A 26,728-nucleotide genomic window follows, 5' to 3' on the forward strand; every position below is an offset into this window, starting at 1 on the left:
CGTGGAACGACGTACGACCGAACGGCTGCTCAGGGCGCGCGCACAGGCGATCGGGGGCGAGGTCCGTGAGGACTCCGTCGCCGCCGTCCTGGGCCGGGTGCTGGCCGTCCAGGCCCAGGACCTGCCCGCGGCGGAGCTCGGACTGCGGGTACGGGCCCGCGGACTGACGCAGGAGGCCGTGCGCCGGGCCACCGACACCGAACGCACCGCCGTACGCGGCTGGTTCATGCGCGGCACCCTCCAACTGGTGCCCGCCGCCGACGCCCGCTGGCTGCTGGCCCTCTTCGGCCCCGTCTACCTTGCGCTCGCCGGCCGGCGCCTGCGCGAACTGGGCCTCGACGACTCCCTGTGCGTGCGCTCGGAGCGGCTCATCGCCGACGCGATCGGCGCGGAGGGCCCGCTCACCCGCGCCCAGCTCACCGACCGGCTCACCACGCTCGGGGTCGAGCCGAAGGGCCAGTCGGCCTTCCATCTCATCCGCCGTGCCGCCCTCGCGGGCCGCATCTGCCACGGACCGCAGCAGGGCGGCGAGGCCACCTTCGTCCTCCTCGACGACTGGCTGCCCGCCACCGGACCCCTGCCGTACACGGGGGAGGCGGCCGTACGGGAGCTCGCACGCCGCTACCGCGCCGCCCACGGACCCTGCGACGCCCTGGACTTCGTCCACTGGTCGGGACTGAAGACCACGACGGGCAAGAACGCCTGGGCCGCGGTCCGGGACACCGGCCCCGAAGCCCCGCCCGCCCCCGGCGAACCCGACGTACGGCTGCTGCCGGCCTACGACAACTACCTCGTCGGCTACCGCAGCCGGGACCTGTCGGTGCCCGCCGAGCACGAACGCCGCGTGTGGCCCGGCGGCGGGCAGATCCGGGCCACCGTGGTCGTCGACGGCCTGGCCGTCGGCACCTGGTCGGGCGGCCGCCGCGGGGCACCGGTCAGGGTCGAACCCTTCCCCGGAACCGAGCCCCCGAGCCCCGCCATCGCCGCCGGAATCGCCCGCGAGAGCGCCGACATCGCACGCTTCTCCAGCTGAGCTCATCGCATGTCTACAAGCGTTCTATAGTCCCGGAATTCATAACCGTGGTCTAACTCGGGGTCCATAGCGTCAGTGCCGTCCGACAATTCCGTACCCAATCAGAAAAGGGCGTCGACATGGCACTCGGTCGGCATTCCGATTTCAATCGCCTGTGGTTCGGGCAGACCGTCAGCAACTTCGGCGACAAGATCTCCCTTCTGGCACTACCGACCCTCGCGGTCGTGGTGCTGGACGGCGGAGCCTTGGAGGTCGGCGTGCTCGGCGCGCTGCGCTTCCTCCCCTTCCTGCTGCTCGCCCCGTTCGCCGGGCTCGTGGCCGACCGGGTTTCGAGGCGCACCGTCATGATCGTCGCCGACCTGGGCCGCTTCCTGGCCCTGGCCACGATTCCGCTGGCGTTCGCGCTCGACTCCGTCAGCATGACCCACCTCTTCATCGTGGCCGGCATCACCGGCTGCCTCACCACCTTCTTCGAGGTCTCCTACCAGTCCTGGCTGCCCCAGCTCATCGGCACCGAGAACCTCATCGAGGGCAACACCAAACTCCAGATCAGCCGCAGCGTCGCCGAGGCGGTCGGCGCGGGCGCCGGTGGCGCACTCATCCAGCTGCTCGGTGCCGCACGCGCCATCACCGCGGACGCGTTCACCTTCCTCATCTCGCTCGTCGCCCTGCTGGTCATCCGCCACCGGGACGTGCGCGAGCGGACCGAGGAGCGGAAGGCCTCCGCCAAGGCGGAGATGAAGGAGGGCATGAAGACCCTCTTCGGCAACCCGGTCCTGCGCGGCCTGTTCACCGCCAACGTCGTGGTCAACCTCGGCGCGGCGATGGGCGACGCCATCCTGATCGTCTACGCCTACAAGGTGCTGGACCTCAGCCCCGGCCAGGTCGGCGCCGCCTTCGCCGTCATGTCGGTCTTCGTCATCGTCGGCGCGGTGCTCTCCGAGGTCGTCTCCAAGAGCCTTTCGGTCGGCCGCCTCCTGGTCATCACCGCGGTCGTGCTCGGCGCCGGCTACATCCTGGTCCCGACGGGCGGCGCGATCGGCGGCTTCGTCGGACTGATCGTCGTCCAGGCCGTCATCGGCTTCGTCTCCCCGATGTTCGACATCCACGTCCTCAGCCTCGTGCAGGGTGTCACCCCGAACGAGCAGATGGGCCGTGTCAGCGGCACCGCGCTCTCCGCGGTGTACGGCGCCCTGTCCCTCGGCTACTTCGCCGGCGGCGCGCTCGGCGAGGCGATCGGCCTGACCGGCGGCCTCGCGGTGGCCGGAGCCGTCACCATCATCGGCGGCCTGACCCTGCTCGGCGGGCCGGTCGCCAAGATCAAGGAAATGCCGGGCGGTGACGACGCCGCCGAGGAGGGATCTCCGACCGCGGACGAGACCAAGGTCATCGCCTGACGGTCCGGCCCCACGGGAGCGGGTGCCCGCCGACGGCACCCGCTCCCGACACCCGCCCCCATGCCGGCACCCGCACCCCGCACATGCCGCACCCCGCACCCCGCGCATCCCGCACGCCCGCGCCGCGCTCCCGCGGCGCGCCCTGCCGTACTCCCTCTCCCGAAGACGCACGGAGGCTCAAGGTGAGCGAGTCCCTCGCCGAACGCATAGCCGCACTGCCGAAGTCCCGCAGGGCACTGTTCCAGGCCCTGACGGGCCGCACCGGCGGGCGCGCCGCCGTACGGGAGGACCCTGAGCCGGCACCCCGTGACCCCGCGGACCCCCCGGTGCTCTCCTTCGCGCAGCGCCGGCTCTGGTTCATCGACCAGCTCCAGCCCGGCAGCCCCGCCTACAACGTACCCGTCGCCACCCGCATCCGCGGCCCGCTCGACGTCCCCGCCCTGCACGCGGCGCTCCAGGACATCGTCGACCGCCACGAGGTGCTGCGCACCGTCTACACCTACCAGGAGGGCGCCTGTGAGGCCCTGCCCCGCGTGGTGGACGGCTTCCGGCTGCCCCTGCCGCTGACCGAACTGCCCGACGAGGAAGCCGTCCGGCCCTTCTACGACGCGGACGCGAGCGCCCCCTTCGACCTGGCCGGCGCCGTCCCGCTGCGGGCCCGGCTCGGCCGCCTCGGCGCCGAGGACCACGTCCTCGTCCTCAACCTCCACCACATCGTCACCGACGGCTGGTCGATGCGGATCCTCTACACGGAACTGGAACGCGCCTACGCCGCCCGCACCGGCGCCCCCGCCGAGGCGAACGCCCCGCTCGCCCTCCAGTACGCCGACTTCGCCACCTGGCAGCGCCGCCGCGTCAGCGGCGACCGGCTGGAGGACCTGACCTCCTTCTGGCGGGAGGAACTGGGCGGCGCCGCACCCGTGGACCTGCCCACCGACCGGCCCCGGCCCCCCGTCTTCGGGCACGAGGGAGCCTCCCGCTACATCGACCTCCCGCCCCACCTCATCGCCCGGCTGCGCGAGTTCGGCAAGTCCGAGGGCGCCACCCTCTACATGACGATGCTGGCCGGCTTCGCCGCCACCCTGCGCCGCTGGACCGGCCAGGAGGACATCGTCGTCGGCACGTCCGTCTCCGGCCGCGACCACCCCGCCTTCAGCGAGCTCATCGGCTTCTTCGTCAACACCCTGCCGCTGCGCATCAGAACCGGCGGCGACCCCGGTTTCGCCGAGCTGGTCCGCGCCACCCGCCACACCACCCTGCAGGCGTACGCGCACCAGGAACTGCCCTTCGACCTCATCGTCGACACGCTCGGGCTGCCCCGCGACCCGAGCCGGCCCCCGCTCACCTCCGTGATGTTCCTCCTCGACGAGACCCCGGACACGGCCCCCGGCCTGTCCGGCCTCGCCACCGAGCCCATCGACTTCTCCTCGCACGCCACCAAGTACGACCTCATGATCAGCGTCCACGACACCGGCACCGCGGTCCGCGCCCTCGTGGAGTACCCCACCGCCCTGTTCGACGCCTCGACCGTGGACCGGCTGCTCGGCCACTTCCTCACCACCCTCGAAGGCGCCGTCGACCGCCCCGACGCCCCGCTGTCCGCCCTGCCGCTGCTCACCGACGCCGAGCGGCACGCCGCCCTGGACGGCTGGAACGCCACCCGCGCTCCCTTCCCCCAGGACGCCTGCCTGCACCACCTCTTCGAGCAGCACGCCGACCGCCGGCCCGACGCGCCCGCCGTGGTCCTCGGCGGACTCGGCGGCTGGAGCGTCACCTACCGGGAGCTGGAGGAGCGCGCCAACCGGCTGGCGCACCGGCTCGCCGAGGCCGGGGCGGGCCCCGGCCGGACCGTGGCACTGTGCCTGCGCCGCGGCCCCGGCCTGGTCACCGCGATCCTCGCCGTCCTCAAGGCCGGCGGCGCCTACGTACCCCTCGACCCCGACTACCCCGCCGAGCGCCTCGCGCTGCTGCTCAAGGACGCCGCGCCGCCCATCGTCGTCTCCGACGCCGAGCTCATCGGCCGGCTGCCCGTCCCCGCCGGCACCGCACAGGTGCTCCTGGACGCCGACCGGGCCGCGCTCGCCGAACTCCCCGCGACCCGGCCCGACGTGCCCGTCACCGCCCGGGACCTCGCCTACGTCATCTTCACCTCGGGCTCCACCGGCACCCCCAAGGGGATCGCCCTGGAGCACCGCGGCGTGGTCAACAACCTGCTCGACCTCAACCGCTCGTACGGCATCGGCCCCGACGACTCGGTGCTCGCGCTGTCCTCGCCCAGCTTCGACATGAGCGTCTACGAGACCCTCGGCATCCTGGCGGCGGGCGGCACCCTCGTCCTGCCCGACCCGGCCGCCGCCAAGGACCCCGCCCACTGGGCCGACCTCGTCGAGCGGCACGGCGTCACCGTCTGGAACTCCGCCCCCGCGCTCCTCGGCCTCCTCGTCGACCAGCTCGAACACGCCGACGGCCCCCGACTGCCGACGCTGCGCACCGCGTTCCTCGGCGGCGACTGGATCCCCGTCACCCAGCCCGACCGGATCCGCGCCTTCGCGCCGGACCTGTCCTTCGCGGCACTCGGCGGGGCGACCGAGGCGTCCATCCACTCGGTGGAGTACCGCGTCGGCCGCGTCGATCCGGGGTGGACGAAGCTCCCGTACGGCCGCCCCATGGCCAACCAGCGCACCTACATCCTCGACCCGCACGACCGCCTCGTCCCCGTCGGCGTACCCGGCGAACTCCACCTCGGCGGCGTCGGACTGGCCCGCGGCTACCTGAACCGGCCCGAGCTCACCGAGGAGAAGTTCGTCCACGTCGAACTGGAACCGGGCCGCACCGAACGCCTCTACCGCACCGGCGACCTGGCCCGCTACGGCGCGGACGGCACCATCGAACTCCTCGGCCGCACCGACTTCCGGATCAAGCTCAACGGGCTCCGTATCGAACCGGGCGAGGTGGAGAGCGCGCTGCAGGGCCGCCCCGGCGTCCGCGCAGCCGTCGTCACCGCCCGCCGCACCGCCGCCGGCTCCGACCGCCTCGTGGGCTACGTCGTCCCCGAGGACGGCGCCGACCTCGACACCGCCGCCCTGCGCACCGCACTCGGCGCGGTCCTGCCCCCGCACTGCGTCCCCGCCGAACTGGTGCTGCTGGAGCGGCTGCCGCTCAGCCCCAACGGCAAGGTGGACCGCGGCGCCCTGCCCGACCCGCGCCCCGCCGCACCCGCCGCCGACCGGCCCGCCGCCGTACCGGCGGACGGCGACCCCGTCGCCCTGCGCATCGCCGCCGTCTGGGCCGAAGTGCTCGGCGTGACCGAGGTGGCCCCCGACGACGACTTCTTCGCCCTGGGCGGGGACTCCTTCGCCGCCGTGCGCGCCGTACGGGCCGTCGCCGCCGCCCTGCCCGACGGCGGGGCCGCCGCCCTGCGCGTGGTCGACCTCTTCAGCAACCCGACCCCGGCCGGTCTCGCCGCCCGCACCGCCGAACTCGGCGCGGCCGGAACGCAGGCGCACCGCCTGCTCCACCGACTCACCCCCGAACGGCCGCCCGGCACCACCGCCCTGACCCTGGTCTGCTTCCCGCACGGCGGCGGCGACGCCATCGCCTACCAGCCCCTCGCGGCTCAGCTCCCGCCGCACATCGAGCTGCTGGCCGTCTCCCCGCCCGGCCACGACCCGCTGCGCCCGGGGCCGATGCTGCCGGTCCCCGAGTTCGCGGAGATCGCCGCCGAGGAGATCGCCCGCACCGTACAGGGCCCGTACGCGGTCTACGGCCACTGCGCCGGAGTCGTCACCGCGCTGGAGACCACCCACGTCCTCGAACGGCTCGGGCAGCGCCCGATCGCCCTGGACCTCGCCGCGGCCCTCCCCGAGGAGGACCCCGAGTACGCCCTGGAGATGGAACGCGTCTCCGGCGACGACGACCTCGTCGCCTACCTGACCACCATGGACGGCTTCGACGGCGTCCTCGACGACCGCGACCTCACCGCCGTCCTGCGGATGGTGCGGCACGACATGACCGAGGCCGCCCGCTTCTTCGCCCGCACCCCGGCCGGCTACGACCGGCCCCTGGCCACCCCGCTCACCTGCATCATCGGCGACGCCGACGACGCCACCGACGGCTACGAGGACGGCTACCGCGCCTGGGGCCGCTACGCGGCCGACGTGACGCTCGCCGTGATCCCCGGCGGCCGCCACTACTTCGCCAAGCACCTCCCCGACCGGCTCGCCGCCCTGCTCGCCGACCTGCACCGCAACGGAGGAAACCATGTCTGATCTCGCCGAACGGCTCGGCCGCCTGCCCCAGGGACAGCGCTCCCGGCTGCTGGGCCGGATGCGCAACCAGATGACGGCCGGCGTGGGCCGCCGCATCGAACTCAAGCGTGCCGACCACGGACCGCGCTCCCGCTCCTCCTTCCAGCAGGAGCAGATGTGGTTCGTCGACAAGCTCGGCGCCGGCAAGGCCCGCAACAACATAGCCCTCTCCATAACCCTCGGCGGTCCGCTCGACCGGGCCGCCCTGCACGAGGCGCTCAACGCCGTCGTCGCCCGCCACCAGGTCCTCCACAGCAAACTCGTCGAGATCGACGGGGTCCCCTGGCAGGAACCGGTCCCCTCCTTCGTCCTCGGCATCCAGAGCACCGACCTGTCCGGCAGCGAGGACGCCGACCGCGAACTCGCCGAGCTCACCGCCGGCTGCGCCGCCGCCCCCTTCGACCTGGCCGCCGCCCCGCCCGTCCGCGCCCACCTCGTACGCCTCGCCGCGGACCGGCACGTCCTGCTCTGGGTCGTCCACCACATCGCCTGGGACCCGGGCTCGACCCGCATCTTCACCGAGGAGCTGACCAGCAGCTACGCCGCGGCCGCCGCGGGCAGGCGCCCCGAAGCCCCCAGACTCGCCGTCGAGTACGCCGACTTCGCGGCCTGGCAGCGGGCCAAACTGGAGAACGACGAGCACGGCCGGGCCCTCGCCGCCAAATGGCGCCAGATCCTCGCCGGCGCCGTCGCCACCGAGGTCATGCCCGACCACCCCCGCGGTCCCGAGACGAAGGGCGACGGCCGCGGCCTGAAACTGACCCTCGACCAGAAGCTGCTGGACCGGCTCACCGAACTCGCCGACGCGGGCAGCACCACCGTCTTCACCACCCTGCTGGCCGCCTTCAACGCGCTGCTGCGCCACTGGACCCGCACCGAGGACGTCGTCGTCGGCACCGCGAGCGCCTCCCGCCCGCACCCCGACCTGGAACAGGTCATCGGCTGCTTCGTCCAGATGATCACCTTGCGGACCGAGGTCACCGACGGGCTCACCTTCCGCGAGCTCGTCACCCGCACGGCGGCCTCCGTGATGGACTCCTTCACCAGCAGCGAACTGCCCTTCGAGCAGGTCGTCGAGGCCGTCCGCCCCGTCCGCGACCCGCTGCGCCACCCGCTCTTCCAGATCGAGTTCACCTCGCTCGGCCGCTGGGGCACCCACCGGGCGCAGGCCGCGGACGTCGAGTTCGCCATGGACCAACTGCACGACGGCGCCGCCAAGTTCGACATGAGCTTCCTCGTCGGCGAGAACGACGGCCTGGAACTCTCCCTCGAATACAACACCTCCCTCTACCGGCACGGCACGGCCAGTGCCCTCCTCGCCGCCTTCCGGCAGGTCCTGGAGCAGGTCGCCGAGAACCCCGACCTCCGGGTCGGCGACATCAGCCTGGTCGAGGAGCCGGCCGCCTCCCGGCACGCCCGCGAGCTGTCCCGCGGCGGCCCCGTCGACGAGGCCGCCTGGACCACCACCCTGGACCGCGCCTTCCGCGAGCGGGCCACCATCCACCCCGACGCCGTCGCCGTCCGGCACGGCGCCACACGGCTGGACTACGCCGCCCTCGACCGCTGGTCCGAGGCCATCGCGCACCGGCTGCGCGACCGCGGCGTCGGACACGGGGACCCCGTCGCCGTGTGCGTGGCCCGCGGCCCCGCCGCCGTCGCCGGCGTCCTCGGCGTCCTCAAGGCGGGCGCCCACTACATCCCGGTCGACCCCGCGGCCCCGGCCGAGCGGACCCGTACGGTCCTGGCCGACGCCAAGGTCCGCCACGCCCTCGTCGACGAGAGCGCGCAGCTGCCCGTACCGCTGGAACTCGTCAACACCGGGACCGCGGCCCCCGTCCGGGAGGTCCCCTCCCTCGCCCTCAGCTCCACCCCCGCCGACCTGGCCTACGTGCTCTACACCTCCGGCAGCAGCGGCACCCCCAAGGGCGTCATGATCGAGCACCGCTCGGTCACCCACTTCTCCCGCACCATCGCCAAGGCCTACGAGATCAAGGCCGAGGACCGGGTCCTGCAGTTCGCCCCCCTCACCTTCGACGTCTCCGTCTTCGAGATCTTCACCACCCTGCTCGCCGGCGGCTCCCTCGTCATCGCCACCGACGACGAACGCCGCGACCCCGCCCTGCTCCAGGCCCGGATGCGCGAGGACGCGGTCACCGTCGCCGAACTGCCGCCCGCCCTCCTGCCGCTCCTCGACCAGGCGGCCCTGCCCGACCTGCGCCTGGTCTCGGTGGGCGGCGAGGCCTTCCCCGGCCGGCTCGTCGCCGAATGGACCGCGGGGGAGCGGAGGTTCGTCAACGGCTACGGGCCCACCGAGGCGACCGTCGCCGTCACCCTGATGGACTGCACCGGCAGCTACGACCGCAACCCGCCGATCGGCCGCCCCATGCCGGGCCACCAGGCCTTCGTGCTCGACGAGCGGCTGCGCCCGGTCCCGCCCGGCGTCCCCGGCGAACTCTGCGTGGCAGGCCCCGGCGTGGCCCGCGGCTACCTGGGCCGCCCCGACCTCACCGCCGAACGCTTCGCGGACAACCCCTACGCCGACGGCCCCGAGACCGCACGCCTCTACCGCACGGGCGACCTGGTCCGCTGGCTCCCCGGCGGCAACCTGGACTTCCTCGGCCGCACCGACCGCCAGCTCAAGGTGCGCGGCCACCGCATCGAGCCCGGCGAGGTCGAGGCCGTCCTGACCGGGCACCCCTCCGTCCAGCAGGCCGTCGTGGTGGCCCAGCCCGCCGCCGGCGGCGAGCGCATGCTGGCCGCCTACGTCACCGTCGAGCAGGTGGGCGCCTACGCCTCGGAGGTCGCCGACGCCGAAGGCCTGCGCGCCTACACGGCCGTGCGGCTCCCCGGCTACATGGTCCCCGTGGTCGTCGTCCTGGACGAGCTGCCGCTGACCCCCCACGGCAAGGTCGACACCGCCGCCCTGCCGCTGCCCACCGAGCAGTCGGCACAGGGCGGGACCCCGCCGCGCGACGCCGTCGAGGAGCAGATCTGCCGCGACATCCTCACCCCGCTCCTGGAATGGCAGAACCCGGACGTCGAAGGCGACTTCTTCGCCCTGGGCGGCAGCTCCCTCCAGGCCACCATCGTGGTCTCCCGGGTCCGGGCCCTCTTCGGCATCGACATCGCCCTCGCCGACTTCTTCGGCCGCCCGACCGTCTCCGGCCTGGCCGACCTCGTCCGCGCCGCGAAGGCCGAGGCCGCCGGCGAGCAGGACCGGCTGCTCGCGGTCTTCGAGCAGATCGAGAACATGAGCGACGAAGAGGCCGCCGCCCTCCTCGGCTCCCTCCAGCAGCCGGAGGGACCCTGATGGCCGGACCGGCCGGGCTGGAGGGAGCGCTCGCCGCGCTCCCCGAGGGCAAGCGCGAGCTCGCCCGCCTGATGCTGGCCGCCCGCCGGCCCGTACCCGCCCACCCGGCCCCGCGCTCCGGCGCGGGGCCGGTCCCGCCGACCGCCCTCCAGACCCGGCTGTGGCGACGGGAGCGCACCCACCCGGCCGTCGCCACCGGCTCCCACGCGCTCCGGCTGACGGGCCCCCTCGACCCCCGGCGGCTGGAAGAGGCCCTCACCGGGGTGCTGCGCCGCCACGAGGCGCTGCGCACCCGGCTGGTCCGCTCCAGCGCCGACCAGCCGCGGCTGCACGTGGACGCGGAACCGGTCCTGCGGCTCACCCGGGCCGACCTGACCGGCTTCACCCCGCAGGCCGCAGCCGAGCGGGTCGCCCTGCAGACCACCGAGAGCGCCTCCACCGTCCTGGACCTGGAGAGCGGCCGCACCAGCGCCTTCCGGCTCCTGCGTACCGCGCCCGACGAGCACGTCCTGATCCTCGCCTCCCACCTCGCGGTCTTCGACGGCTGGTCCTCCGGGGTGTTCCTCGCCGACCTCGCCGCCGGCTACCGCGAGGGCCCGGACGGCCTCACCCCGCCCGAACTGCAGTTCCCTGACTATGCCGACTGGCAGCACCGCTGGCTCGCCGGACCGGACGGCGCCGCCGAACTCACCCGCCGCCGTGCGGTGTTCGCGGCGGACCCGCCCGCACCCCGGGCCCCCGGCGGCTTCGAGCGCGGACACCTGCCCGTACGGCTGGCCCGCGGCCCCGTCGACGCCGGGCTGGAACTGGGCGCGGCCGAAGGGGCCACCCCGTTCATGACCCTGCTCGCCGCGCTCGCCGTCGTACTGGCCCGCAAGGACGGCCGTACCTCCGTGGTGATCGGCACCCCGGCCGCCGGCCGGTTCGCCGGCCCCCTCGAAGGCGCCGTCGGGCAGTACACCACCGTCGTGCCGATCCGGCTCGACCTCGCGGGCGGGCCCTCCTTCCGCGAGCTCCTGCACCGCACCCGCACCGCGGTGGCCGAGGCCCTGGCCCACCAGCGCCTGCCCGTGGACGTGCTGTTCGGCGACGGCACGCCCCCGCCGTACAACGTCCTGTTCGCCCTCCACAACTACCCGGCCGTACCGCTGGACCTGCCGGGCATCGAGGTCGGCCAGCTGCCCGGACCGCCCGCACGCCACCTGGAGCTCTACAGCCCCGACCCGGCCGCCGCCCTCGCCTGCGTGGGCCTGGTGGAACGGGACGGCGAGATCGGCGGCACCGCCGAGTACAACCGGCACGCGGCCACGCCCGAGGACGTGCGGGGCCTGCTCACCGGGATCGAGGAGGTACTGGACCGGGTGGTCGCCGCGCCCGCCTCCCCGGTCACCGCCACCCGGCACTGAGCGGGGCCGGGGCCCCGCGCCCCGGCCCCCTCTGAGCGATCCACACCGACCCACCCAGACCCGCCAAGGGAGTTGCCCGTGCTCACCACCGAGTTCTACCGCGCGCCCGCGGACTGCGGGCTCGTACGGAGCGGGGCCGACGTGCCCCGCACCCCCATGCGGGCCCTGCGCGAGGACATCCACGACATCCTGGTGTCCGCCCCCGTCGCCGAGGCCCGGCGCACCCGCGACCCCCGGCCCATCCACCGGGCCCTGGGCGAACGAGGCCTCCTCGCACCCCAGTGGCCCGAGGAGTACGGAGGCCGCGGCGTCAGCCAGGTCGCGGCCGCCGTACTGGTCGAGGAACTCGCCATGCACGACGTCCCCGACCTGCTGCACACGCTCACCGTGCAGATCGTCGGCTCCACCCTGCTCAATGTCGCGAGCCCGCAGATGAAGGCGCGCCACCTGCCGGGCTTCGCCGACGGCACCTCCTTCGGCTGCGTGCTCTTCAGCGAACCGCAGGCCGGCTCCGACCTCAACATCCTCTCCACCCGCGCCGTCTGCGACGGCAAGGGCGGCTACAAGCTCTACGGCACCAAGGTCCACTCCCTCTTCGCCCGCTTCGCCGACTACGGGCTGTGCCTGGCCCGCGGCGAGGACGACGCCTTCAGCCTCTTCCTCGTGCCCCTCGCCCAGCCCGGCGTCACCATCCGGCAGATCCCCGGCATCGGCGACGACGCCTTCCACGAGGTCGCCCTCGACGGCGTGGCCGTCACCGCCGACGACGTCGTCGGCGGCATCGGCCAGGGCTGGGCGATCGTCGTCAAGACACTGGCCTTCGAACGCACCGGCCTCGACTACTACGTCAAGGCGCTGCGCTGGTACCGGGCCGCGGTCGAACGGCTGGAGGCCCACACCGACCGGCTGGAGGCCGGCCAGCACGACCAGATCGGCCTGGCCAAACTCAACGCCCGGCTGCTCGCGGCGGGCACCCTGGTCCGCCGCGTCCTCACCCGCCTCGACCGGGGCGAGCTCAACGAGGACGAGGCCGCCGCCGCGAAGTGGTACACCACCGAACTCGCCGCGGAGGTGGCCTGGTGGGCCGCCGAACTCGACGGCGACACCAGCATGACCCTCGACGACCCGGAGGTCGACGGGGTGCCACACCCACTCGATTCGGCGATGCGTGAAGCCCCGGGGATGCGGATATCCGGCGGCACCGCCGAAATGATGCTGGAGACGCTGGCCCGGCTGCGTCTCGACTCAGGGGCGGAGGTACGGCCATGACGACCCAGGCGGTCAACGGCAGCGGTACGGACGGGGCGGCCGGCGCGGCGCCCGAGCGGTGGCGGGAGCGGGAGGACGAGGATTCGCTCTTCCGGCAGCTCCGGCTCACCGTACGGCAGGGCCTGGAGGTCGACGGGGACACCCCCGCGGGCGCCTGGGAGGCGCTGACCCAGGTCGGGGCCTGGGAGTTCGCCCTCCCCATCGACAAGGAGGGCCTCGACCTCGGCCAGGCCGTCCTCGCCATGGTCTGCGAGGAGGCCGGCAACGCGATGCAGCCCGTCCCGCTCGCCGACACCCTCCTCGCGCTCGACCTGCTCTCCGCCCTCGGCCCCCTCGCCCCCGAGGGCACCGACGACCGGCTCGACCGGGTGCGCGCCGGGGAGCTCCAGCTCGCCGTCCCCGGCCGGCTGCCCGACCCGCGCGGTGCCGTGCCGCCGGGCATCGCCTGGAAACCGGACGGCGACGGCGCGGGCGTCGTCCTCACCGGCACCGGCGGCCCGTTCGCCGCCGGCGTCGGGCCGGACGTCCTGCTGATCCTGGCGAGCGGCCCCGACGGCCCCTGCGTCGCCCTCGTCGACCTGCCCACGGCGGGCATCACCGTACGCCCGCTGCGCGACCACGGCGGCGGAGCCGTCGCCGGAGCCGTCTTCGACGAGGCGCGGATCCCGGCCGGATCGGTGCTGCTACGAGGGCTCGCCGCCGAACACGCCCTCGCCCGCGTCGGCCTGCGCGCCGCCGTACACCAGGCGTCGCTGCTGGCCGGCATCACCGCGGCCGCCCTGACCGCCGTCGTCTCCCGGATCCGCGGACGGCAGCAGTTCGGCCAGGCCCTGGTCAAGCACCAGGGACCCCGGCTGCGGGTGGCCGGGCTCCTGGCCCGGCTCGACGCCGTCCGCTGGGCCGTCGGCGACGCCGCCCGCGACCTCGACGAGGGCCGGCTCACCCCGGGGGAGGCCGCCGGACTGATCGCCCTCACGGCCGAGACCACCCTCGACGTGACACGTGACGCGGTGCACCTGCACGGTGCCTCCGGTCTCGTACGGGACGGCCTGGTGGCCGGCTGCTACCGGCGCGCGGCATGGGAGGCCCTGCGCTGCGGGCGTCCCGCCCAGCTGTGGGACACCGCGGCGCACACCCCCTGACCGGCGCGCACCGGGCACGAGGGAAGGGGCCCCCGCACGGCGGGAGCCCCTTCCCCGGGCATCGTGATGGTGCCGACGGTCAGACCAGGTCGCGGCGCACGATCCAGCGGTGCCGCTTGTCGCTCTTGGCCTCGGTGCGCTGGATCCGGCGGAAGCCGGCCCGCTCGAACATGTCCATCGTCCCGACGTAGGCGAGGGTCGGGTTCACCCGGCCGCCCTCGGGATCCACCGGATAACCCTCGACGGCGGGCGCGCCGTTCGCCCGCGCGTGCTCGACGGCCCCCTCCAGCAGACCCGAGGCGACCCCCTTGCCGCGGAACTCCTTGCGCACGACGAAACAGGTCACCGACCACACGGGCACGTCGTCCACCGGCGTGATCGTCTTCGAGGAGGTGAGCCGGTCGAGCTGGCGGCGCGGCGCCACGTTGCACCAGCCGGCCACCTCGCCGTCCAGGAACCCGAGGACCCCGGGCGGCGGATCGGCCTTCTCCGTGAGGGTGCGCAGGTGCTCGCCCCGCTCCTCCGCGGTCATCCGCCCGTAGTCGCCGGTGGTCAGCCGCCACGCCATGCACCAGCACGTGTGCGCGCTCTTCTTCGGCTGGAGCACCTTGCGGACGTCGTCCCACAGATCCGCCGTGGCGGGCCGGACTTCTAAACTCATGCTGCTACTTCGCTCTCTTCCGCTTCTTACGAACGTCCCGCGGGCGCGCTCTCACGCGCTCCGGCGACGACATCGGTCATAACGGCGGTCAGCACCTCAAGGGCGCGCCGACACGCCTTGCGTCCTGCGTCCAGATGGGTGACCAGCCGGACGGTGTCCGGGTCCGGGGCGGTCACCAGCACTCCTTCCTGCGCGGCCCGCACGACGACCTCGTCGGCGCCCGGCACCCCGACGAGGACGATGTTGGTCTCGGGCGGGCGCACGGCGAAACCCGCGTCCCGCAGTCCCCCCGCCAGCAGCCCGGCGTGTTCGTGGTCCTCGGCGATCCGCTCCACATGATGGTCCAGGGCGTACAGTCCCGCAGCCGCCAGGATGCCCGACTGCCGCATGCCGCCGCCCAGCCCGTGCCGCAGCTTCCGCGCCCGCGGCAGGTGTTCGGCGCACAGCAGCAGCACCGAACCGACCGGCGCCCCCAGCCCCTTCGACAGGCACACGGACAGGGAATCGGCCGTCTCCCCGTACCGTGCCGCCGGCGTCCCGGTCGCGGCCATCGCGTTCCAGATCCGGGCGCCGTCCATGTGGACCGCCACGCCCGCACCGGACGTCAGCTCGCGCACCGCCCGCAGCGTCCGCAGCGGATGGACGGTGCCGCCGGCCCGGGTGTGGGTCTGCTCCACCTCCACGGCGCGCGTGCCCAGGGTGTACGCGTTCCCCCGCCGGAGCACCCCCGCCAGCAGGTCCGGGGTGACCACCCCCCGCTCGGCCGTCACCGTACGGGTCTGGATCCCGCCGTAGCGGGCCGGGGAGGCCTCCTCGTGGGCCAGGACGTGCGCCTCGGCGTCGCACACCAGCTCCTCGCCGGGAGCGACGAGGAGCTGGAGCGCGATCTGGTTGGCCATCACCCCCGACGGTGTGAACAGCGCCGCCGGGAAGCCGAAGAGCCCGGCCAGGCGCTCCTCCAGGGCGCGGACGGTCCGATCCTCCCCGAAGAGGTCGTCGCCGACCTCTGCGCCGGCCATCGCGGCCCGCATCCCGGGACCCGGCCGGGTCACCGTGTCACTGCGCAGATCGGCGATGCAGGAACCACCTGTGGTCATGACGGGTCGTCAACTCCTCGTTCGCGGGGCGGTGGGGTGAGCTCACGGGCCGCCATCCAGTCCAGCAGCGGCCGTACCAGCAGCCAGGTCTCCCGTACGAGTTCCCCGGCGCGCGCCGTGTGCAGGCCCGCGGCCGGACCGTAGCGGCGCCCCGCGTCGATCTTGCGGTGGCGCAGCAGGTCCAGCCGCGGATGGTCCGCGGGCACCCCCCGCGGCCGGGACTTGAGGCGGTCCCCTCCGAGCACGAAGCCCGCGTCCGCCAGCCGGCCCGTGATCCGCGCCAGCTCCGCGCCGCCGTCCTCCTCCTCGACGGCGGCGCGGTAGCGGGCGACCTCGGACCCGGCGTACGGGTACCAGCGGCCGGAGGCGTACAGCCCCTCCCGGTCCAGGTGCACCCACAGGCCCAGGCAGGGCAGCAGGTCCAGATAGGCGCCCTGGTAGGTCTTGTACGGGGACTTGTCGTGGGACATCCGGGTGTCCCGGACCGGGCCGAGCACCTGCACCCCGGCCGGCCCGGCCCACTCCGCGAAGAACGTGCCCAGTTCAGCGGCCAGCTCGTCCATCGGCGCACGTACGTCGCGCTCGTACCGCTCGCGGTGGCGCAGCCGCCACGCCTCCTTGCTGTTGTCGGCCGCGAGGTCCTCGTACAGGCGCAGTGCCGAGGGCGGGAAGCCGCTGAAGGTCACGGCAGATACCCCGGCAGGGGGTGGGCGGCGCACAGCTCGGACACCCGGGAGCGGACCCGGTCGCGCAGCGCGTCCGGCAGCACGCCGCCGGGCGCGGCGAGCGCCGCGAGGACGTCCGCGACCAGGTCGGCGCACTCGGCGGCCACCGTCCGGTCCATCCCGCGCGCGGCCAGCGTGTTGGTCCCCAGCCGCAAGCCCCCCGTCACCCGGACCGGTGTGGTGTCCCCGGGAACGCGGTTGCGGTTGACGACGATCCCGCAGGACTCCAGGGCCTCCTCGGCGACGTCCCCGGTGACGCCGGTGCCGCGCAGGTCGAGCAGCACCATGTGGGTGTCCGTACCGCCCGTGACCAGCCGGAAGCCCCGGTCCAGGAGCCGCTCGGCGATCGCCTGCGCGCCGTCGGCCAGCCGCTTGGCGACCTCGGCGAAGTCCGGGCTGGCCACGAAGTCCAGCGCGCGGGCCTTCGCCGCCACCGACGCCAGGTCGGGGGTGCCCTGGGTGAAGGGGAAGACGGCCCGGCGCAGGGTCGCGGCCAGGGTGCCGCGCTCCGGCCCCGCCCTTCGGGCCTCGCGGCCCAGCAGGATCAGCCCGCCGCGCGGCCCGTAGAGCTGCTTGTAGGTGCTGGTGGTGGTCACGTGGGCGTGGTCGACGGGGCTCTGGTGGAGGCCGGCCGCGACCAGTCCCGCGATGTGCGAGATGTCGGCCAGGAGATAGGCGTTGGCCTCGTCGGCGATCTCCCGGAACCGGGCGAAGTCGATGCTGCGGGGGTAGGCGCTCGCCCCGCACACGATCAGCTTCGGCCGGTGTTCCAGGGCCAGTTCGCGGATCTGTTCGTAGTCGAGCAGCCCCTCCGGCGTCACCCGGTAGCCGTGGGCGCGGTAGTACCGGCCGGTCACCGAGGCGGGGGAGCCGTGGGTGAGGTGGCCGCCGCAGTCCAGGTCGAGGCCGAGCAGGCTGTCGCCCGGGCTCAGCAGCGCCGTGATCACGGCGAGGTTCGCGGACGACCCGGAGTGCGGCTGCACGATCGCGTCCTGCGCCCCGAAGGCCGCGCACGCCCGCTCGATCGCCAGGCGCTCGATCTCGTCGGCGACGCCGCAGCCCGCGTGGTAGCGGTTGCCGGGAAAGCCCTCGGCGGTCAGGTTCCCGAGCGTGCTGCCCTCGCAGGCCAGCACGGACGGGTCCGCGACGCTGGAGGCCGCGACCATCATCAGGGTGTCGCGCTGGCGCGCCGACTCCCGGGCCAGCAGGTCGTAGAGGACACCATCGCGTTCTCTCAGTCGGGTGTTGGCATGTGCGGCGAAATCCACCAGGTCCGGCGCCGGCACCCGCGGCGCGCCGCCCCGGAGCCCGTCCTCGTCCAGTGGACCGGTGACGGGCGCGGGCAGGGTGAGACTCATGACTGTCCCCTCTCGGAATCGTCCGTGATGGCCGGTCCGAACCGGCTCGTGTGCTCAGCCGTTCGCATCGGCGGTGTCCGTCTCGTCGGCCTCCAGCTCGCCGAAGGCCTCAGCGGCCAGGGCCGCTTCCGCGCCGTGCTGCTCGTCCGCGGCGATCTTCGCGGCCAGCTCGCGGACGACCGGGTTCTGGAACACGGTCTTGACGGGCACCGGCACCCCGAGGAGCTCCCCCAGCAGCCCCGCGAGCCGGGTCCCGCTGAGCGAGTCGCCGCCCAGGGTGAAGAAGTTGTCGCCGGGCGCCACCCCGTCCAGGCCGAGGATGTCGGCGACCGCCGCGCACAGCACCAGCTCCAGCGCGCTGCCCGGCCCGTCACCGCCGTCCCGCACGGCCGCGTCGTCGGCGGACTGCCGGCTCCCGGCGGAGGAGGCCAGCAGCAGCCGGTCGACCTTGCCGTTGCGGGTCAGCGGCAGCTCGTCCAGCGCGGTGATCGCGGCCGGCACCATGTAGCCGGGAAGCTGGGCGGCGAGCCGCTCCAGCACCCGGTCCGCCGTGCCGGCGCCGGAGCCGGCACCGGCCACGACGAAGGCGTGCAGCCGCCGCACCCCGTGGGCGCTGGCGGGCGCCACGACCACGGCCGCCTCCACCTCGGCGTCCTGGCGCAGCACCGCCTCGATCTCGCCCAGCTCGATCCGGTGCCCCTGGATCTTCACCTGGAAGTCGTCCCGGCCCAGGATCTCGATGCTGCCGTCCGGCAGGTACCGGCCCAGGTCACCGGTCAGATAGGCGCGTTCGCCGGTCTCCGGGAGGCGCACGAAGCGGCTCGCCGTGCGCTCGGCGTCGTTCCAGTAGCCGAGCGCGAGGCCCACGTCGCTGGCCACGGCCATCTCGCCGACGACGCCGAGGGGGCGCTCGTACGCCGCGCGGTCGACGATGTAGTAGCGCTGGTTGGTGATCGGCTTGCCGTACGGGATGCTCGTCCAGGACGGGTCGACCTCGCCGATCGGCTGGAACAGCGACCAGCAGATCGTCTCGGTGGGACCGCCGGAACCGACGACCTGGATCCGCGGGCTCTGCGCCCGCAGCCGGTCCGGCAGCGTCAGCGGGATCCAGTCGCCGGAGAGGACCGACAGCCGCAGGGACTCCAGCGGCCGGCCGGCCCCGCGCCGCTCGCGGACCTCCGCCTCGCCGACGAGGAGCTCCATCAGGACGGGCACGGAGTTCCACAGCGTGACCCGCTCCGCCTGCACCAGATCGGCCCACACGTCGGGCTCGGCGTGGTCGAACGGCGGCGGCACCACCACGGTCCCGCCCTGCGTGAGCACCCCGAAGACGTCGTAGACCGAGGCGTCGAAGTGCAGCCCCGAGATGGCCAGCAGCCGGTCCCGGGCGCCGACCTCGAAGCGCGTCGCGACGTCGCGGACCAGGTTGACCACACCGATGTGGTCGACCATCACGCCCTTGGGCTCGCCCGTCGAACCCGAGGTGAAGATCGTGTACGCGAGGTCCGCCGGGGTCTGCGCGGTGTCCGGCCGGGTGGCGGTGCCGGTCTCGAAGTCCTTGTCCACCCGGTAGCGGCGGGCCGTGGGCGGCCAGCTGATCCGCGAGTCCAGCGAGGACTGCGTGAGGATCCGGTCGACCTTGGCCTCGGCGAGCAGCCGGCGCAGCCGCTCCGGCGGCACGGAGGCGTCCAGCGGCAGGTAGGCGGCGCCGGAGGCGAGGATCCCGTACACCGCGGCGTACTGCTCCCAGCCCTTCTCCATCACCACGGCGACCAGCTCGCCCGGGGCCGCCCCGTGCTCGCGCAGCGTGTGCCCGATCCGCCAGGCGTACGCGGCCAGTTCGGCGTAGCTGAGCCGCCGACCGGAGTCCACCACGGCCTCGGCGTCGGGCGTGAGTTCGGCCTGCCGGGCGAACAGCTCGTGCAGGGTGGTGTACGGGATCTGCCCGGAGGTGTCGTTGACCTGCCGGCGCAGCTCCCGCTCGGCGGGCGGGATCAGGTCGAAGCGCGCGGTGTGCAGGCTGTCCGGGTCGTCGGTGAGCCGCGTCAGCAGGTCCACGTACACGCCGAAGGCCGCGTCGACGAAGCCGGGCGCGAACGCGCCGTCGACGAAGTCCCAGATGACGCGGAGCTCGCCGGCCAGCTCGCGCAGCTGCACGTCGAGGGTCACCTGCGGGGTCTGCGAGATCGAGTACACCTCCCGGCCCAGGTCCGTGACGGGCCGGCGCACCGGGTAGTCGAGCAGGCTGGTGACGACCACGGGCATCCCGGCCTGGGCACCCACGCCGTGCAGGCGGGTCAGCTCCCGCAGCACGCGCACACCGTTGAAGGAGCCGTGTTCCACGTCGCGGGCCAGCTGGTCGCGCAGGGCGTGCGCACGATCCAGGAACGTCGCCCCCGAACCGTCGGCGGCGAGCATCACCGCGTTGGTGAAATCGCCGAGCACCCCGGTGATGTCCGGGTGCACCGCCGGGCGCTGGAAGACCGGGTAGTTGATCGTGAAGTCGGACTCCTCGGCCCAGGCCCGCACGACCTCGGCGAAGGCCGCGGTGAGCAGCACCGACGGGGTCAGGCCCGCCCCGTGCGCCCGCTCGGTGAACCGCTGCCAGTCGGCGGGGGAGAGGCGGTGCTCGCGCCGGTCGAAGCGGACCTCGCCGGTCTCCCCGCCGGAGCCGCCCGTGGGCAGCGACGGGGCCGGAGGCAGGGTGGGTACGCGCTGCACCCAGTAGTCGCGGGCGGCCCGGAACGCCTCGGTGTGCGGCAGGGCGTCGGCGCGCCAGCGGGCGTACTCGGCGAAGCCGATGCCGGGCTCGGGGAGTTCCGCGTCCGGGTCCTCGTACAGGTCGACCAGCTCGGGGAAGAGCACCTGGAAGGCGCTGGAGGCGTCCAGCACCTGCAGGTCGATCCCCAGGTGCACCCGGCCGAGGTCCTCCGGACCGCCCAGCCGGATGATCCGCAGGTCGAACAGCGGCCAGCTGCCGACCGGGAAGACCACGTGGCTCATCTCCTCGCGCAGCGCGGCGAGGTGCTCGCGCGCGGCGTCGGCGGAGAGGTGGCGCAGGTCGACGACCGGTATGTCGAAGGGCAGCGGGTCCGACGGCACCCACTGGGTGCCGTCCGTGCTGCCGATCGCGCGGAGCATGTCGTGTCGGGCGACCACCTTGCGCCAGGCGGTGGCGAACCGCTCCGGGTCGAGGTCGGCGCGCTCCCACTCGAAGTATCCGTAGCAGCCGATGCCGCCCATCTCGACGGCTTCGCCTCGCCCGATCATCAGTGCCTGCTGCGTCTCGGTCATCGGGAAGGACGCGGCACTGTCCGCGCGAGCGGGCAGGAGCTCGGTCATGGTCCAACTCCATTCGGTGTTACGGGCCGTTGGCTTGTGCGTGCTCGGGGTGGATACGGGCCGGGACGCCCTGCTGCCGGGCAGGGCGAGGCTAGGGGCGGTGAGTTAGCCGCCGGTTATGCTCCGTGCGGCCTGCCCGGTCGGCGGGCACCGGCGCCCGCCCCTCCCCCAGGGAGAGCGCGAAGAGCCGCACGAGCGGGTGGAAGAGATAGCAGGGCTGCCCCCACTCGTCCGCGCCGCTGACCTCCAGCAGGGCCGCGTCGGCGAGCGCCTCCAGCAGCCGCTCGGCCTCGGCCTCCGGCAGGTCCAGCGCCGTCGCCGCCTCCGCGGCCGGGAACGGCTCCGGGCCCAGCGCGGCCAGCGCCGGGAACACCGCCCGCACCTCGGGCTCCAGCGCACGCCAGGACGGCAGCAGGGAGGTCTGCACGTCCATGTCGCCCGAGTGCAGCTCCCGCAGGCGGGTGACCGGATCGGCCAGCCTGCGGGCGAGCCGGTCGGGGGTGCAGTGCGGCCGGGCCGCGATCCGGGTCCCGACGATCCGCAGTGCCAGCGGCAGGCCCGCGCAGTGCTCGACGATCGCGGACGCGGCGCGCGGCGCGCCCGCCACCCGTGCCGGACCGGCCGCCGCGGCGAGCAGCTCCAGCGAGTCCCGCGGCTCCAGCGGCGCGAGGGCCACGGTGTGCGCTCCGGCCACGGTCGGCAGAGCCGTACGCCCCGTCACCAGCACGGCAGGCTCCGGGGTGTTGGGCAGCAGCGGACCGAGCTGCGCGGCCCCCGAGGCGTTGTCGAGCACGATGAGCAGCTGCCTGCCCCGGGTCCGCTCCCGGTAGAGGCGCACCAGCTGGTCCTGGTCGTCGGTGACCGGTACGTCGTCCGCCGGGCCCAGCGCCCGCAGCAGCCGGCGCAGCACCCGGGCGGGGTGCCGCGGGGTGCCGTCCGCGGCGCGCAGGTCGGCGTACAGCTGCCCGTCGGGGAAGTGCCGCTGGCAGCGGTGGGCCGCGTGGACGGCCAGCGCGGTCTTGCCCAGCCCCGCCATGCCGGTGACCAGGACCCGGCGGGGCCGTCCGGAGCCCTGCCCGTCGGGGGTCAGGGCGCGGCAGACCAGCTCCAGCTCCGGCCCCCGCCCGGTGAAGTCGACGGTGTCCGGGGGCAGCATGGCCGGAGTCCCGGCCGACGGGCCGGCGGCCCGCGGCCGGGCTGCGGCCCGTACGGCGGGGGCGGAGCCCGGCCACCGGTCGAGCGTGCCGTCCAGCAGTGCCCGGTAGGTGGCCTGGAGTTCCTCGCCGGGATTGACCCCGAGCTCGTCCGCGAGCACCGCCCGGCCGTGGTGGTACAGGTGGATGGCGTCCGCCTGCCGCCCGGACCGGCACAGGGCCGTCATCAGCTGGCACCGGATGCGCTCGCGCAGCGGGAACTCGGCGACGAGCCCGGTGAGTTCGCCGGTGATCTGCTCGTGCCGGCCGAGGGCGAGGTCCGCGGAGATGCGGTGCTCCAGGGTGACGGCCCGCGCCTCCGTCAGCCGAGGCGCCTCGGCGTCGGCGAGGTATTCCGTGGCGTTCGCGAAGGGCTGCCCGTTCCACCGGGCCAGGGCGTCGCGCAGCAGCTCACCGGCCGTTTCGAAGTCCTCTTTGACCAGTGCCTCGCGGCCGCCGAGCGCCAGCTTCTCGAATTCGTTCAGGTCGAGGGTCGCATTACCGATGCTCATGGCATATCCCGGTGGTCTGCGATCGATCACCACGTCGGCGCCGAGAATCTTGCGCAGGCGCGAAATGTAGGTGTAGAGCTGTGCGCTGACGGTGGCCGGGGGCGCCCAGCCCCACAGCAGCCGGCACAGCCGCTCGTCCGACACCACCTCTTCGCGGGCCAGGAGGAGCGCCGCGAGCACGGTGTGCAGCTTCGCCCCGGAGAACGCGACCCGGTGGCCGTCCCGCCGTACCTCTACTGGCCCGAGCACTCGGAATTCCATGTACCGCCCCATCCGTGATTCCTGAGAAGAATCTTCGAACGAAGCTAGAGGAGCCCGTTGTCCCCTCGATATCGTGGCGATTTCGAGGGGGCCGGGGTCACGAAATCGATGGAACACGGAAGAGAAAGGAGCCGTCCCTACTGTTCCATTCGTGCCGCAGCGAGCGGCAGTGACGATCCACCGAGAGGGGAATCCGAGATGCGCAGCACCCGGACGGCGAAGACGACGGCCGCTTGCCTGGTCGTTCTTGCGGGAGTGTTCGTGGGCACGGGGGCCGCCACGGCCGTCACGGCGCAGGCGAACAGCAGCGTCCAGGCGGACGACGACATGCCCTGGGGAGTCGTCAAGCCGCTGCACCCCTCGTACCCGGGCTCCGCCGGCACGAACGGCGACATGCCCTGGGGCTGACCGCCCGCCGGCGCCCCGCCGCCTACGTGCCGCGCCGCTCCCGCACCACCGCAGCCCGGGACGACCGCGCCACTGCGGATCCGCACCGCCGCAAACCCGCACCGCCGCAAACCCGCACCGCCGCAGAACCGCACGTCCGCGCATTCCGCCGCCGCGGCCCGATCCGTACCGGACGGGCGTCAGTCCGCCGGATGCGCCAGCAGCTCCGTCAGCTCCTCCGGAGTGAAGGAACGATGCGGCAGCCCTCCGGGCCCCCCACCGCCCGGTGCTTCCCCGCCCCCCGCATCACGCACCGCCGCCAGCAGCCGGCCCGCCTGCACCCGCCAGGGCTGCGCGCCGACCTCGCCGAACCCGGCACAGGCTCGCCGGAACCTCTCCGCCGCCTCCGCACAGCGGCCCCCGAGCGCGTCCACGCACCCGAGGTCCGTCTCCACCCGGGCGTACAGGAACCGGTCCGCCAGCTCATCAGTGATCTCCAGGGCCTGCCGCAGCGTCTCCCCCGCCGCCTGCAGCAGGCCCTGGCTCCACTGCGTCTGCCCGAGGCCCCGAAGCGCGTGGGCCTCGCCGACCCGGTCGCCCTCACCGCGGGTCAGCCGCAGCACCGCACCGAACGCCTCGGCCGCCTCGCCGAGATCCCCTGCGCGCAGCCGCACCTCGGCCAGCCGGTACACGCTCTGGGCCTCCGCCCGCACCGATCCGGTACCCCGGCTGAGCGCCACCGCCTCCCGCGCCAACGGCAGCGCGCCGCCGACGTTGCCCCGGTCCAGCTCGATCTGCGCCTGGAAACCGAGCAGATGGGCCTCGTTCCCGATGTCCCCGGACGCGTGGAAACCGCTGAGCGCCGCCTCGCAGTACTCCAGCGCCCGCTCCCAGTCCCCCTGGAACCGCGCGCACATCGCCAGGTTCCGCTGGGCCAGCGCCGCCCCGCCCAGGTCACCGGTGTTGCGCAGCAGCCGCAGCGCGGCCATGTTCCAGCCCTCGGCCTGTTCGTAGCGCCGCTGGTAGATCGCCAGCGACCCGAGGAGCCGCAGCATCGTGGCCTCGCCCGGTTCGTCGCCGGCCCGCCGCGCCGAGGCCAGGGCCTGCTCGGCGCTGCGCTGCCAGTCCTCCAGGTAGTTCTTCGTCTCGAAGTGCGGCACCGCGCTCTCGGTCAGCATCCAGGCGTAGCCGGCCCGGCCCGTCTCCGCCGCCTGAGCCACCACGTCGGTCACCGCGGTGCGCTCCGACTCGAACCAGTCCATCGGCGAGCCCAGCAGCTCGTCGGCGAGCTCCGCCAGGAACCCGGGGGCGGGCGCGGCCGGCCGGCCCACCGGGAAGTCCCGTCCGTCGATCCGCCGGTGCGCCTCCTCGGCCAGCCAGAGCCAGGCGCCGAAGGCCCGCTCCAGCGCCGCGTCGCTCTCCCCCTCCGGCTCGTCCGACTCGGCCCGCTCCCGGGCGAAGAGCCGCAGCAGGTCCTGGAAGCGGTAGCGGGCCGCCCGGTCCGGCGCCGCCTCGGCCACCTCCAGCAGCTGGGCGTCGACGAGTTGGTCGATCAGCTCCTCCGCGTGCCACACGGTGGTGTCCAGTACGGCCGCCCCCGCCCACGCGGCGAAGTCCGCCGTGCGCAGCAGCCCGAGGCGCCGGTACATCCGGGCCGCCTCCGCGGGCAGGTCCCGGTAGGTGAGCCGGAAGCCGGCCCGCACCCCGCCCTCGCCCGGGCTCAGCACGTCGAGCCGGGACCGGTGGTCGCGCAGCCGCTCCACCAGGCTCCGCACGCTCAGGTTGGGCTTGGCCGCCAGCCGGGCGCCGGCGATCCGCAGCGCCAACGGCAGGCAGTCGCACAGCGCGCCGAGCTGCTCCACCGCCACCGGGTCGCTGCCGAACCGGTCCGCCCCGGCGAGTTTGATCAGCAGGGCCGTCGCCTCGGTCGGCTCCAGCATCCGCAGCCGGATGCTGAGCGCCGTGTAGTCCCCGGTCAGATCGCCCAGGTTCTCCCGGCTGGTGGCCAGCACCACGCTGCGTCCGCCGCCGGGCAGCAGGGGTCTGAGCTGGTGGAAGGAGCGTACGTTGTCCAGGACGATCAGCGTCTTGCGGGTGCTGAGCAGACTCCGCAGCAGCGAGGCCCGCTCGTCGGGATCGACCGGGACCTGGGGCGCGGCTATCCCGAGGGCGCGCAGGAAGCGGTCGAGCACGGCGGCGGGGGAGACCGGCGCCTGTTCCTCGTCGTAGCCGCGCAGATCGGCGAAGAGCTGGCCGTCGGGGAACTGGTCGGCGACCTGGCTCGCCCAGTGCACCGCCAGCGCCGTCTTGCCCACCCCGCCCACGCCCACGATCGTCGCCAGCGCCGGGGTGTGGGGGTTGTACGGCTCCTTCAGCAGCCGGTCCAGCGAGGCCATCTCCCGCTGCCGCCCGGTGAACGCCATGACCCCCGCGGGAAGTTGCGCAGGGATCGTGTGCACGGCGGCCGGCGCGGGGGCGACCACGGCCGGGGGCCGGGTCAGTTCCGGCGAGTCCCGCAGGATCAGGTCGTGCAACTGCCTCAGACCCGGCCCGGGTTCGATCCCGAGCTGCTCGGTCAGTAACCGGCGGCCGGTCAGGAACACGTCGAGGGCCTCGGCCCGCTGACCCGACCGGTACAGGGCCAGCATGAGGTGCTCGCGGCACTGCTCGCGCAGCGGGTGCCGCGCCACCAGCTCGGTGAGCTCCCCGATGAGCGCGCGGTGGCGGCCCAGCTGGAGCATCAGACCGGCACGCTCCTCCATGAGCGTGAGCCTCATCTGCTCCAGCCGCGTCGCCTCGGCCTCCAGACGGGAACCGGGCGTCTCGTCGAGGGCCGAGCCCCGCCAGATGCTCAGCGCCTCCTCGAACAGCGTGCAGGCCTCTTCGGTGCGGCCGTGCCGGGCGGCGTCGCGGCCCTGCTCGGCGCGCTCCAGGAACTCCTGGACGTCGACGCGGTGCTCACCCTTGGCCAGCAGGTAGCCCGGGGGAGAGGTGATCAGCAGATCGGTCACCCCGGCCTGCTTGAAGGTCTTGCGCAGGGTGGCCACGCAGATGGCGATCTGGTTGCGCGCCGTCGCGGGAGGCGAATCCGGCCAGACGGCGTCCACCAGAGTGTCCACCGAGACGACGCGGTCGGCATAGAGCACCAGCATCGCGAGGACCGTCGCCTGGCGCCGGCCGTTGATGCGCAAGGGGCCGTCGTCGGCCTGGACGAGCAGTGGCCCCAGCAGTCTGAAGACAAACCGATTCAACAGGTCCCCCGCCTTTGAAACCCCGCGTCAGGCGCGAACGGTACCGCAAAGACGATTCCTCGGTGCAGTCAACTCAT

The 26,728-nt window shown here is 73.9% G+C and carries 15 protein-coding genes; 8 read left to right on the forward strand and 7 right to left on the reverse strand.

Annotated elements, in window-relative coordinates; translation table 11 throughout:
- The first annotated feature begins 1 nt into the window (after window position 1).
- The 7 genes from ACFWFZ_RS00615 to ACFWFZ_RS00645 all read left to right on the forward strand — a co-directional run bounded on the left by ACFWFZ_RS00615 (window position 2) and on the right by ACFWFZ_RS00645 (window position 13,864).
- Window positions 2–1,033, forward strand: coding sequence for a winged helix DNA-binding domain-containing protein (locus ACFWFZ_RS00615; protein WP_387114455.1), 1,032 nt, complete (start codon window positions 2–4; stop codon window positions 1,031–1,033).
- A 119-nt stretch (window positions 1,034–1,152) separates the two neighbouring features.
- Window positions 1,153–2,430 (forward strand): MFS transporter, encoded by a 1,278-nt coding sequence (locus ACFWFZ_RS00620; protein WP_387114458.1) that lies wholly within the window; start codon window positions 1,153–1,155, stop codon window positions 2,428–2,430.
- A gap of 182 nt (window positions 2,431–2,612) precedes the next feature.
- Window positions 2,613–6,698 carry an amino acid adenylation domain-containing protein gene (locus ACFWFZ_RS00625; RefSeq protein WP_387114460.1) on the forward strand — a complete coding sequence of 1,362 codons (4,086 nt, stop codon included), beginning with the start codon at window positions 2,613–2,615 and terminating at the stop codon, window positions 6,696–6,698.
- On the forward strand, window positions 6,691–10,047 hold the full coding sequence (locus ACFWFZ_RS00630) for an amino acid adenylation domain-containing protein (RefSeq protein ID WP_387114463.1): 3,357 nt from the start codon (window positions 6,691–6,693) through the stop codon (window positions 10,045–10,047). Before ACFWFZ_RS00625 ends, ACFWFZ_RS00630 begins: the two co-directional genes overlap by 8 nt.
- Window positions 10,047–11,453, forward strand: coding sequence for a condensation domain-containing protein (locus ACFWFZ_RS00635; protein ID WP_387114465.1), 1,407 nt, complete (start codon window positions 10,047–10,049; stop codon window positions 11,451–11,453). The genes ACFWFZ_RS00630 and ACFWFZ_RS00635 overlap by 1 nt, the downstream gene beginning before the upstream one ends.
- Window positions 11,454–11,531: 78 nt before the next feature.
- Window positions 11,532–12,722 (forward strand): acyl-CoA dehydrogenase family protein, encoded by a 1,191-nt coding sequence (locus ACFWFZ_RS00640; protein WP_387114468.1) that lies wholly within the window; start codon window positions 11,532–11,534, stop codon window positions 12,720–12,722.
- A complete protein-coding gene (locus ACFWFZ_RS00645; protein WP_387114471.1) occupies window positions 12,719–13,864 on the forward strand; it encodes an acyl-CoA dehydrogenase family protein in 1,146 nt (381 codons plus the stop codon). Before ACFWFZ_RS00640 ends, ACFWFZ_RS00645 begins: the two co-directional genes overlap by 4 nt.
- Window positions 13,865–13,943: 79 nt before the next feature.
- On the opposite strand, the gene ACFWFZ_RS00650 is transcribed toward ACFWFZ_RS00645, so the two are convergent.
- The 6 genes from ACFWFZ_RS00650 to ACFWFZ_RS00675 all read right to left on the reverse strand — a co-directional run bounded on the left by ACFWFZ_RS00650 (window position 13,944) and on the right by ACFWFZ_RS00675 (window position 23,013).
- On the reverse strand, window positions 13,944–14,525 hold the full coding sequence (locus ACFWFZ_RS00650) for a GNAT family N-acetyltransferase (RefSeq protein ID WP_387114474.1): 582 nt from the start codon (window positions 14,523–14,525) through the stop codon (window positions 13,944–13,946).
- Window positions 14,526–14,551: 26 nt separating this feature from the next.
- Window positions 14,552–15,622 carry a threonine aldolase family protein gene (locus tag ACFWFZ_RS00655; RefSeq protein WP_387114477.1) on the reverse strand — a complete coding sequence of 357 codons (1,071 nt, stop codon included), beginning with the start codon at window positions 15,620–15,622 and terminating at the stop codon, window positions 14,552–14,554.
- Complete coding sequence (locus ACFWFZ_RS00660) at window positions 15,619–16,308, reverse strand: DUF2461 domain-containing protein (RefSeq protein WP_387114479.1); 690 nt, start codon at window positions 16,306–16,308, stop codon at window positions 15,619–15,621. The genes ACFWFZ_RS00655 and ACFWFZ_RS00660 overlap by 4 nt, the downstream gene beginning before the upstream one ends.
- Window positions 16,305–17,705, reverse strand: a complete 1,401-nt coding sequence (glyA, locus tag ACFWFZ_RS00665) for a serine hydroxymethyltransferase (RefSeq protein WP_387114481.1) — start codon at window positions 17,703–17,705, stop codon at window positions 16,305–16,307. The genes ACFWFZ_RS00660 and glyA overlap by 4 nt, the downstream gene beginning before the upstream one ends.
- Before the next feature lie 54 nt (window positions 17,706–17,759).
- Window positions 17,760–21,047: an amino acid adenylation domain-containing protein gene (locus tag ACFWFZ_RS00670; RefSeq protein ID WP_387114484.1), complete on the reverse strand. Its 3,288-nt coding sequence runs from the start codon at window positions 21,045–21,047 to the stop codon at window positions 17,760–17,762.
- A gap of 91 nt (window positions 21,048–21,138) precedes the next feature.
- Complete coding sequence (locus tag ACFWFZ_RS00675; RefSeq protein WP_387114487.1) at window positions 21,139–23,013, reverse strand: BTAD domain-containing putative transcriptional regulator; 1,875 nt, start codon at window positions 23,011–23,013, stop codon at window positions 21,139–21,141.
- A 198-nt stretch (window positions 23,014–23,211) separates the two neighbouring features.
- Between ACFWFZ_RS00675 and ACFWFZ_RS00680 the strand changes: the two genes are divergently transcribed.
- Entirely contained in the window at window positions 23,212–23,421 is a 210-nt protein-coding gene (locus tag ACFWFZ_RS00680; protein ID WP_387114490.1) for a hypothetical protein, read from the forward strand.
- Between the two features lie 179 nt (window positions 23,422–23,600).
- Here the strand turns inward: ACFWFZ_RS00680 and ACFWFZ_RS00685 are convergent, their stop codons facing one another.
- The gene (locus ACFWFZ_RS00685; RefSeq protein ID WP_387114493.1) at window positions 23,601–26,651 is read right to left on the reverse strand and encodes a BTAD domain-containing putative transcriptional regulator; all 3,051 of its coding nucleotides are present in this window, start codon (window positions 26,649–26,651) and stop codon (window positions 23,601–23,603) included.
- Window positions 26,652–26,728 lie beyond the last annotated feature (77 nt).

This window comes from Streptomyces sp. NPDC060232 (genome assembly GCF_042726555.1).
GTDB lineage: Bacteria > Actinomycetota > Actinomycetes > Streptomycetales > Streptomycetaceae > Streptomyces.